The 10,577-nt window shown below is 63.0% G+C and carries 4 protein-coding genes and 1 pseudogene; 3 read left to right on the plus strand and 2 right to left on the minus strand.

The genetic code is table 11. The annotated features are described in order from the left end of the window. Nucleotides 1-43: 43 nt before the first annotated feature. The 3 genes from TX76_RS11155 to aspS are packed head-to-tail and all read left to right on the plus strand — an operon-like array spanning nt 44 to nt 2,461. Complete coding sequence (locus TX76_RS11155; protein ID WP_049902543.1) at nt 44-772, plus strand: phosphoglycerol geranylgeranyltransferase; 729 nt, start codon at nt 44-46, stop codon at nt 770-772. A 60-nt stretch (nt 773-832) separates the two neighbouring features. Then, a complete protein-coding gene (locus TX76_RS11160) occupies nt 833-1,114 on the plus strand; it encodes an amphi-Trp domain-containing protein (protein WP_049902545.1) in 282 nt (93 codons plus the stop codon). A gap of 48 nt (nt 1,115-1,162) precedes the next feature. Further along, entirely contained in the window at nt 1,163-2,461 is a 1,299-nt protein-coding gene (gene aspS, locus TX76_RS11165) for an aspartate--tRNA(Asn) ligase (RefSeq protein WP_049902546.1), read from the plus strand. Nucleotides 2,462-2,740: 279 nt separating this feature from the next. Here aspS and TX76_RS11170 read toward each other — a convergent pair whose 3' ends face one another. Further along, on the minus strand, nt 2,741-10,363 hold the full coding sequence (locus TX76_RS11170; RefSeq protein ID WP_324185979.1) for a choice-of-anchor D domain-containing protein: 7,623 nt from the start codon (nt 10,361-10,363) through the stop codon (nt 2,741-2,743). Beyond that, nucleotides 10,329-10,577: pseudogene (locus TX76_RS18350) on the minus strand (hypothetical protein); the annotation flags it as partial. The gene TX76_RS11170 and the pseudogene TX76_RS18350, both read right to left, overlap by 35 nt.

Raw genomic sequence — 10,577 nt, forward strand, 5'->3', positions numbered from 1 at the left:
TCGTTACGGAAGACGTTTTAGGCCACACTGGAATGGAAACGGTATGAGTGCCCCGTGGACGGAGTGGGACCATATCGTGAAGCTGGACCCCGACAAGACGCTCGTCGACGGCGAGAGCTACGCCGACGTCTGCGAGACGGGGACCGACGCCATCGAGATCGGCGGGACGACCGGGATGACCGAGGAGAAGATGACCGAGGTCATCGAGGCATGTAGTGAGCACGATGTCCCCCTCTACATCGAACCGGGTATCGACGCGACCGTCGTCCACGCCGATTCCCTCGACGGCTATCTCATTCCGATAGTGTTCAACGCCGGCGACGTCGCGTGGATCACCGGCGCACACAAGGAGTGGGCACGTCTCGACAGCGGAATCGACTGGGAGCGAACCAACACTGAGGCGTACATCGTGCTGAACCCCGACTCATCGGTGGCTGAATACACCCAGGCTAACTGCAATCTCGACGCCGATGAGGTTGCGGCCTACGCTACGATCGCCGAACGGATGTTCGGGCAGGAAATCGTCTACGTCGAGTATTCAGGAACGCTCGGCGACCCAGACGTTGTGAGCGCCGCGAGCGACGCGCTCGACGACGCAACCCTCTTCTACGGTGGCGGAATCGGCGATTACGACTCCGCGCGCGAGATGGGCGGACGCGCCGACACAGTGATCGTCGGCGATCTCGTCCACGACGCGGGCTGCGATGCGGTCCACGAGACCGTCCGCGGCGCGAAAGAAGCCGGCCAGGAGCCCGTCGAGCCCGACCGTTGAGGGGTTTCTGCACGCCGAACGATGCCACTGTTCTTATACGATCGGTGCGTACGAACACGCATGCCCGAAGAGGTGCTTTTCGAAACCGAGGGGTCGATGGAGCGGAGCGAGATCGCCAACTATCTGCGGACCGTGGCAGACAGGCTCGACGCCGGCGACGAAATCGGCCTCGACGCTGGCGACCAGCACGTGACGCTCGACCCGCCGGCGCGGCCGACGTTCGAGGTCAAAGCCGAACGCGAGACCAACGGTGGTCCGGACGAGTTGAGCGTCGAGTTCGAGATCGAATGGGACGAAGGCGAGTCGGGAACGGGCGGGGACGGACGACTCTCGATCGAGTGAGCGCGCCGAAGGGCGGCGTTTAAGACCGCGGCTCCGAAACTCCGCAGCATGCAGGACCGAACCCACGCCGCCGCGGCCATACCGGGCGAAACGGTGACGGTTGCTGGCTGGGCACACGAGATCCGCGACCTCGGCGGGATCGCCTTCCTGATCGTCCGTGACCGCACCGGGAAGATCCAGGTCAAGTTCGAGAAAGAGGCGATGGACGACGAGCTCGTCGAGGCCGGCACCGACCTCACCCGCGAGAGCGTCGTCGCCGTCACCGGCGATGTCGAGGAAGAGGATCGCGCACCGACCGGCGTCGAGATCGTTCCCGAGTCGGTCGACGTGATCGCGCCCGCCGAGCCCGAACTCCCGCTCGATCCCTCCGAGAAGGTCGAGGCCGAACTCCCTACCCGGCTCGACAACCGCACCCTCGACCTCCGGCGTGAGGAGGGGAAGGCGATCTTCGAGATCCGTGCCGAGGTCCTTCGAGCGGCCCGCGAGGCGTTCCGCGACCTCGGCTGCACCGAGATCAACACTCCGAAGATCGTCGCCACCGGGACCGAAGGCGGGACCGAGCTGTTCCCGATCACCTACTTCGGCCAGGAAGCGTTCATGAACCAGTCCCCGCAGCTGTTCAAACAGCTGATGGTCGGCAGCGGTCTCGAACGGGTCTCCGAGATCGGGCCGATCTTCCGGGCCGAGGAGCACAACACGCCCCGCCACCTCAACGAGGCGACCTCGATCGACTTCGAGTCGGCGTTCATCGACCACGAGGAGGCGATGGACGCGTGCGAGCAGGTCGTCCGGGCGGCCTACGAGGGCGTCGCCGCGAACTGCACCGACCAGCTCGACACGCTCGGCTACGACGACTTTTCGGTTCCCGACGAGGCGTTCCCGCGACTGACCTACGAGGAGGCGATCGAGCGGATCAACGCCACCGGCGAGCTCGACGAGCAGTTGGTGTGGGGCGACGACCTCCCGACCGAGGGCGAGAAGGCGCTCGGCAGCGACGTCGGCGGCCACTACTTCGTGACCGACTGGCCGAGCGAGATCAAACCGTTCTACATCAAGGATCACGACGACGGCGAACTCTCGACGGGGTTCGACATGATGGCCCCGACCATGGAGCTCGTCTCGGGCGGCCAGCGTGAGCACCGTCACGACCATCTCGTCGAGGGGTTCGAACAGCAGGGTCTCGACCCCGAGGCGTTCGAGTACTACACCAAGATGTTCAAGTACGGGATGCCGCCCCACGCTGGCTGGGCGATCGGTGCCGAGCGTCTCGTGATGACGATGCTCGACCTGCCGAACATCCGGGAGGCGGTGCTGTTCCCGCGGGATCGCCAACGGCTGAGTCCGTAACGACGGCGGGTGCCAGCGAGACGCGTGATCAAGTCTCGCCGGACCGACAGCGGCTGAATCCGTAACAGGACGATCCGTTCGGTCATCGAACACCCACTCGCCGCACATCGTCTTCCAGACTTCCGAGAGGCAGTCGTCTTCGCCACCGCCGTCTGAGTTCGTCTAGTTGGGAGATATGTCTGCTTGCGTATCGGGGTCCTGTCATCGTATCAGGTCATACTGACTAGTCTTGGTTCATCACAAAAGAAGAACAGTCCCTGATACCGGCTCGTTCGAACGCTACTCGACGGTAATCCGCCCCGTACGAGTGCTCGCGTTGACCGTCACCGAGTAGACGATTTCGCCGGCCTGGAAGGTGCTCGTGTCGATAGTGAACGTCACCTGCTGAGATTCGCCCGCATCCAGCGTGACGCTCTGTTGTTGGGTGGTGTTCTGGTCGACGGACGTGATGACCTCGTTGGTGAACTTATCGACGAAGTTCCCCGAACCGAAGAGGTCGAACCACGCGCCATCGGCCACGCGCTCGGCAAGTACGCGCAGATCGAGGGTGGGGTCGTACGCCTCACCGCGCAGATTGTTGTAGTTCCGGATGTAATCGACGTCCGGCGAGACCGAGATGAGTTTCGCGTTATTGCTGTCGATCAGACTCACCAGCTCGTCCTGCGTTGGGTCCGTCGACAGCCGATCGCTGTCCTCGTTCGTGATGTCGATGAGGACGTTCTTGGCGTCCGAGCGCGGCGAGAGCGCGTTCAGTGAGCCACGGATCGCCCGGTAATTGGCCTCGAACGCCCCGCTGGCCGAGATCCCGTCGATCGTCCGTTCGGTCTGGGCAACGTTGCTCGAGTAGTCCTGTCGCAGCACTGCCGAACCCTTACCGTAGGTCACGACCGCAAAGCGGGCGTCGATTCCCTGACTTTCGAGTTCGCTGTTGAACCCGCGGATGTCGTCCCTGACCTGATCGATGTAGGGCTGCATGCTGCCTGAGTCATCGAGCAGGAACACGATGTCGACCTTTCCGGTTGTCTGGCCGGTCGCATCGAGGGTTGCGTTCGCGCCACAGTCGTTGGCCTGACCGACGTTGGTGACGTTTGCGGTGATCGTCGCCTGTTCGCCTTGGGTGACAGTATCCGGTGCCGTGACGTCGCTCACCTGGACGTTACACCGTGGGGTGAAGCCGCTTCCAGAGAGGGGCACCGTGACGTCCTGCTGGTTCACAGCATCGCTCTCGACGACCAGGCTCGCCTCCTTCGGTCCGTCCGAAGTGGGCGAGAAGCCGACGGTTATCTCCCGCACTTCGCCGGGCGCGAGTGTGAACGGTCCGGCACCGTCGACGATGCTGAATTCCTCACCGTTCGCACCGACGATGCTCGTATCAGTCACGACGAGTGGTGCGGTACCGTCGTTGGTGACCGTGAACGTCGTCGTGTTCGTGGTTCCGTTCGCCACCTGTCCGAAGTCGTACCGAGCCGGATCCACGACCAAGTTCGACGCGGTACCCGTTCCGGTGAGGTTCGCGGTGACGGTCGGTTGGTTGGGGTCGTCGCTCTGCACTTCGAGTGTCGCGTTTTTCGCGCCCGCGGACCCGGGCGAGAACTCGACGGTTACCTCACGGCTTTGACCCGGTTCGATTTTGAATGGGGCGTCGGGTCCGACGATGGTGAACTCGCTGGCGTTCGCGCCGACGATGTTCAGTGCACTCACGTTGAGGCCGGCGGTGCCGTCGTTGGTGATGGTGAACGTCGTCTGGTTCGTCGAGCCAGCAGACACCTCGCCGAGGTCACGCGTTTCGGGCGTGAGCGAGATGGACGGCGCGATGCTCGTCCCGGAGATCGGTACCGTCACGGTGGGCTGGTCGGGGTCGTCGCTCTCGACGATGAACGTCGCCTTCTTCTCGCCGACTGAGGTAGGCGCGAAGTCGATACGGACTTCGACGCTCTGTGATTCGCCGGGCTGGAGTACGAACGGCCCACCACCGTCGGTGATGGTGAAGTCGCTCGCGTTCGCGCCGACGATGCTCGTCGAGGAGACCGACAGCGGCGCGTCTCCATCGTTGGTGATGGTGAATGTCTGGGTCTGGTTGCTGCCAGCCGGCACCTGCCGGTAATCGTAACTCGGTGGGTCGACGACGATGTTCGACGCGGTGCCCGTTCCGGTGAGGTTCGCGGTGACGGTCGGCTGGTCGGGGTCGTCGCTAGCGAGTTCGATCGTCGCACTCTTCGCACCCGTCGAGTTCGGCATGAACCGGACTCGGATATCGCGCGATTCACCGGGTGCTAGCAGATACGACCGTCCGCCGTCGACGAGTGCGAACTCGCTCGCGTTCGTACCGGAGATGGTCGTTCCCGAGACCGTCAGCGGCGCGGTGCCGTCATTGGTCACCGTGAACGTCGTGACGTTGCCCGTGTTGATAGGCACTCCTCCGTAGTCGTACTCCGTCGGCGTCAGATTGATATTCGGTTCGACGCTCTCGCCGGAGAGCGGTACCGTCAGCGTTGGCTGGTCGCTGTCGTCGCTTTCGACGACGAGATTCGCCGTCTTGTTCCCCGTCGAAGTCGGGGCGAACTCGACAGTGACCTCTCGACTCTCACCGGGTGCGAGTGTGAACGCACCACCGCCATCGGTGATGGTGAACTCACTCGCGTTGTCGCCCGCGATGCTCGTTCCGGAGACCGACAGCGGTGCAGTGCCGTCGTTCGTCACCGTGAACGTCTGCGTCGAATTCCCATTATTCGCTACCTGACCGTAGTCGTTACTCTCGGGATCGACGACGATGTTCGATTCGACGCCTGTGCCGGAGAGATTGGACGAAACGGCCGGTTGATCGGGGTCGTTGCTCTCGACTTCCAGTGTCGCACTTTTCTCCCCCGTCGAACCAGGAGCGAACTCGACGGTGATTTCACGAGATTCTCCCGGTGCGAGCGTGAATGCCCCGCCACCGTCGGTGATCGTGAACTCACCTGCATCAGCACCGACGATGTTGGTTGCGCTCACGTCAAGGGGTGCAGTCCCATCGTTGGTCACCGTGAATGTCGTGGTGTTCGCCGAGCCAGTCGGAACGTCACCGTAATCGTGACTCGGTGGTGACAGATTGACATTCGGTTCGACGCTCTCACCGGAGAGCGGAACCGTCACGGTCGGCTGGTCAGGATCGTCGCTCTCGACGACGAGATTCGCCGTCTTGTTCCCCGCGGAGGTTGGGGCAAACTGAACGGTGACATTTCGGGATTCACCGGGTGCGAGTGTAAACGCTCCGCCACCATCGGTAATGGCGAACTCGCTTGCATCGGATCCGACGAGACTCGTCCCTGAAACCGTGAGCGGCGAAGTGCCATCGTTGCTCACGGTGAACGTCTGTGTCGTCGTCGAGTTGTTCGCCACCTCACCGTAGTCGTAGGTGTCCGGGTTGACGACGATGTTCGATTCGATGCCCGTTCCGGCAAGCGATGCGGAGACGATTGGTTGATCGGAATCGTTGCTCTCGACGTCTAGCGTTGCGGTCTTCGCACCCGTCGAGTTGGGTGCAAATTCGACAGTGACCTCACGGGACTCGCCGGGACCAAGCGTGAACGTCCCGCCACCGTCGATGATAGCGAACTCACCGGCGTTCGCCCCTGAAATCGTTGTCCCGTTCACCGACAGCGGTGCGCTGCCGTCGTTGGTCACTGTGAATGTCGTGGTGTTCGCCGAGCCAGTCGGAACCTCACCGAAGTCGTGGCTCGGTGGCGAGAGGACAACGTTCGGTGCGACGCTTTCGCCCGACAGCGGCACCGTCACGGTGGGCTGGTCGGCGTCGTCGCTCTCAACGACCAGTTGTGCGTTCCGTTCACCGACCGAGGTGGGAGCGAACTGGATGGTGATTTCACGAGATTCACCCGGCGCGAGCGTGAACGGCCCACTACCGTCGGTGATCGTGAACTCACCGGCATCCGCACCTGAAAGCGTCGTCCCGTTCACCGAGAGCGGTGCAGTCCCGTCGTTCGTGACCAAGAGCGTGCGTGTACCTTCCCCGTTGTTGGGAACCTCACCGTAATCGAGACTCGGCGGGTCGACGACGATGTTCGATTGGGTCCCGGTACCCGACAGCGAACTCGTTAGCGTCGGACTGTCCGGGTCGTCGCTTGCGATTTCGAGCGTCGCGTTCTTCGTTCCCGTCGAAGTCGGCGCGAACGACACGGTGATCTCGCGGGATTCGCCCGGTGCGAGCGTGAACGCCCCATCACCAGAGACGAAGGAGTATTGGTCCGAGTCAGCGCCGATCAGTCGCGTTTCGCTCACCGAAAGCGGTGCGCTCCCGTCGTTGGTGACGGTGAACACTTTGGTGTCACCGGAACCGACCGGCACGTCGCCGTAGTCGTACGTGCTGGGAGTGAGCACCGCATCAGGTTCGACACTTTCACCGGAGAGCGGTACTGTCACGGTCGGCTGGTCGGCGTCGTCGCTCTCGATCACGACTGCTGCGGTTTTGTCGCCCGTCGAGTCCGGCGCGAACGCCACCGTGACCTCCCGTGACTCGCCCGGTGCGAGGTCGAACGCCCCACCACCGTCGGTGATCGTGAAGTCGCCGGCGTCCAGTCCGGAGATGCTCGTCCCGGAAACCGAGAGTGGCGCATCTCCATCGTTCGTTACCGTGACCGTCTGAGTCGCCGTCGAGTTGTTCGAAACATTACCGTAGTCAATGCTCGTGGGGTCAACGACGATGTTCGACCGGGTTCCCTGTCCGGTGAGCGAGCTCGTTACTGTCGGTCGGTTGGGGTCGTTGCTGTCGACTTCGAGTGTCGCGCTCTTCGTCCCTGTCGATCCTGATGCGAACTCGACGGTGACCTCACGGGATTCACCAGGGGCAAGCGTGAATGACCCGCCACCGGAGATGACAGCGAATTCAGCGGCATCGACACCCGAGAGCCGGGTCGCACTCACGTCGAGTGGTGCGGTGCCGTCGTTGGTGACCGTGAACGTCGTCGTGTTTGCAGAGCCGACCGGCACGTCGCCGTAGTCGTGCGTCACCGGTGAGAGGGTAAGGCTGGGTTCGACACTTCCACCGGAGAGCGGCACCGTCACCGTGGGCTGGTCGGCGTCGTCGCTTTCGACGACGAGATTAGCCGTCTTATCACCCGTCGCGTTGGGTGCGAACGTCACCGTGACCTCGCGGGATTCGCCTGGTGCGAGCGTGAACGCTCCACCACCGTCGGTGATCGTGAAGTCATCCGCGTTCGCGCCCGTGAGCCTGGTGTCGCTCACCGACAGCGGCGCATCACCGTCGTTCGTGATCGTGACCGTTTGGGTTGCCTGTCCGTTGTTGGGAACAGCACCGTAATCGAGACTCGTGGGGTCGACGACGATGTTCGATTGAGTACTGGTGCCCGACAACGAGCTCGTTAGCGTGGGACTGTCCGGGTCGTCGCTTGCGACTTCGAGTGTCGCGTTCTTTGCCCCTGTAGAAGTCGGCGTGAACGTGACCGTAACCGCTCGTGACTCGCCGGGTGCGAGTGTGAACGCCCCACCACCGTCAGTGATCGCGAATTCGTCCGCGTTCGGTCCCGTCATGCTCGTTCCTGAAACCGACAGGGGTGCGTTCCCGTCGTTACGAACCACGAACGTTTGTGTCTCTACCGAGTCCACCGGCACGTCGCCGTAGTCGTACGTGCTGGGAGTGAGCACCGCATCAGGTTCGACGCTTCCACCGGAGAGCGGCACCGTCACCGTGGGCTGATCGGCGTCGTCGCTCGCGATCACGACTTCCGCCGTTTTGTCGCCCGTCGACCCTGGTGCGAACGTCACTGTGACGTTGCGCGATTCTCCAGGGGCAAGCGTGAACGAGCCGTTACCATCGGTGATCGTGAACGCCTCCGTATCCGGTCCGGAGAGGGTCGTCTCACTCACCGTGAGCGGCGCGTCGCCGTCATTGGTCACCGTGAACGTCTGCGTCGCCTGGCCGTTGTTCGCGACGTCACCGTAGTCGAGGCTTGCGGGATCGACCACGATGTTCGACTGGGTTCCCTGTCCGGTGAGTGAACCCGTGACCGTTGGGCTGTCCGCGTCATCGCTTGCGACTTCGAGTGTCGCGTTCTTTGCACCAGGCGAGGTCGGCGAGAACGCGACAGTGATCGTTCTGGTTTCATCAGGCGCTAGTTCGAAGGAGCCGCCACCATCGGTGACCGTGAACTGATCGGCGTCCGTACCGGCGATGGTCACGTCCGAAACCGATAGCAGCGCACTTCCATCGTTCCGGACCACGAAGGTTCGTGTCTCGGCCGAGTCCACCGGCACGTCGCCGTAGTCGCGTGCATCCGGTGTGAGCGTGATATCCGGTTCGGTGCTCGTTCCTGTCAGCGAGACCGTCAGCGTTGGCTGGTCGCTGTCGTCGCTTGCGACGACGAGCTGGCCGGCTTTCTCACCCGGCGAGGTCGGGGCGAACCGTACCGTGACCTCGCGTGACTCGCCCGGTGCGAGGTCGAACGCTCCGTCACCCGAGAGGATGGTGAACGAACCGGGGTCCACTCCAGCAATGGTTACGTTCGAGACCGAGAGCGGCGCATCGCCGTCGTTCGTGATGGTGAACGTTTGGGTCGCATTTCGGTTGTTCGGGAGGTCACCGTAATCATGGCTCGGGGGATCGACGACGATGTTCGACTGGGCACCAGTGCCGGACAGCGCCGCCGTAAGCGTCTCACCCGCATTGTTCTCGACTGCAAGAGTAACGGACTTCGCACCCGGCGAGTCGGGCGCGAATCGTACCCGAATCTCTTTGGATTCGCCCGGCGCGAGCGCGAACGCTCCGCCACCGTCGGTGATCGCGAACTCGCCCGCGTTCGGTCCCGTGATGGTCGTCTCGCTCACCGAGAGCGGCGCAGTCCCGTCGTTCGTGACGGTAAACGTCGTGACGTTCGTGGACCCGGTGGCTACGCTCCCATAGTCGTGTTCGGTGGGTGTGAGTGTGATACCCGGTGCGACGCCAGTGCCTGCGAGTGGTACCGTCACGGTGGGTTGGTCGGCATCGTCGCTCTCGACGACGACGCTGGCGTTTTTCGCCCCTGTCGAGGTGGGGGCGAACTCCACCGTGATCTCTCGTGATTCGCCGGGTCCGAGCGTGAACGATCCACCGCCGTCGGTGATCGCGAACTCGCCAGCAGCAACACCGTCGATCGCCGTCCCGGTCACGTTGAGCGGCGCGTCGCCGTCGTTGGTCACGGTGAACGTCTGTGTCGAGGTGTTACCGTTCGAAACATCCCCGTAGGCGAGACTCGGCGGCTCGACGACGATGTTCGACTGGGTCCCAGTGCCGGACAGTGCCGCCGAGAGGACGCCACCATCCGCCGCCTCGCTGACGACTTCGAGGACCGCGTTCTTCGTTCCCGCTGAAGCAGGACCGAACCGGACCCGAATCTCGCGTGATTCACCCGGTGCAAGCGTGAACTGCCCGCCACCGTCAGTGATCTCGAACTGATCGGCGTCCGTCCCGGCGATCCGAGTCGCAGTTACGCTGAGTGGTGCAGTGCCATTGTTCGTCACCGTGAACGTCTGCGTATCGCCGGAGTCGACCGGCACACTCCCGTAGTCGTACTCCGTCGGCGTCAGTTCGATCGCAGGCTGGACGCCGGTCCCAGTGAGCGTGGACGAAACCGTGGGGCTGTCGGGATCGTCGCTTGCGACTTCGAGTGTCGCGGTCTGCTGGCCGGTCGCGGTCGGTAAGAATTTGACAGTGACCAGACGGGAGTCGCCCGGAGCGAGAACGAACGAACCGCCACCATCAGTGATCTCGAACTGGTCGGTGTTCGAACCCGTTACTGAGATTCCATCGACCGAAAGATCCGCGTCGCCGTCGTTGGTGATCGTGAACGTCTGGGTTCCGTTCGTTCCGATGAGCGTGTCACCGTAGTCGGACGCCGCAGGTGAGAGGGCGATGTTCGGCGACCCAGGCGGTTCCGGAGTAGTGGTTTCGGTCGGTGGCGTCGTTGTGGTTGTCGGAGTAGTGGTTTCGGTCGGTGGCGTCGTCGTGGTTGTCGGAGTAGTGGTTTCGGTCGGTGGCGTCGTCGTGGTTGTCGGAGTAGTGGTTTCGGTCGGTGGTATCGTCGTGGTTGTCGGAGTAGTGGTTTCGGTCGGTGGTATCGTCGTGGTT

It is taken from the genome of Halococcus agarilyticus, from assembly GCF_000334895.1.
GTDB classification, from domain to species: domain Archaea; phylum Halobacteriota; class Halobacteria; order Halobacteriales; family Halococcaceae; genus Halococcus; species Halococcus agarilyticus.

Coding starts and splice junctions, on each gene's coding strand:
- TX76_RS11155 (WP_049902543.1), top strand. CDS start 44: ATGAGTGCCCCGTGGACGGAGTGGGACCATATCGTGAAGCTGGACCCC.
- TX76_RS11160 (WP_049902545.1), top strand. CDS start 833: ATGCCCGAAGAGGTGCTTTTCGAAACCGAGGGGTCGATGGAGCGGAGC.
- aspS (WP_049902546.1), top strand. CDS start 1,163: ATGCAGGACCGAACCCACGCCGCCGCGGCCATACCGGGCGAAACGGTG.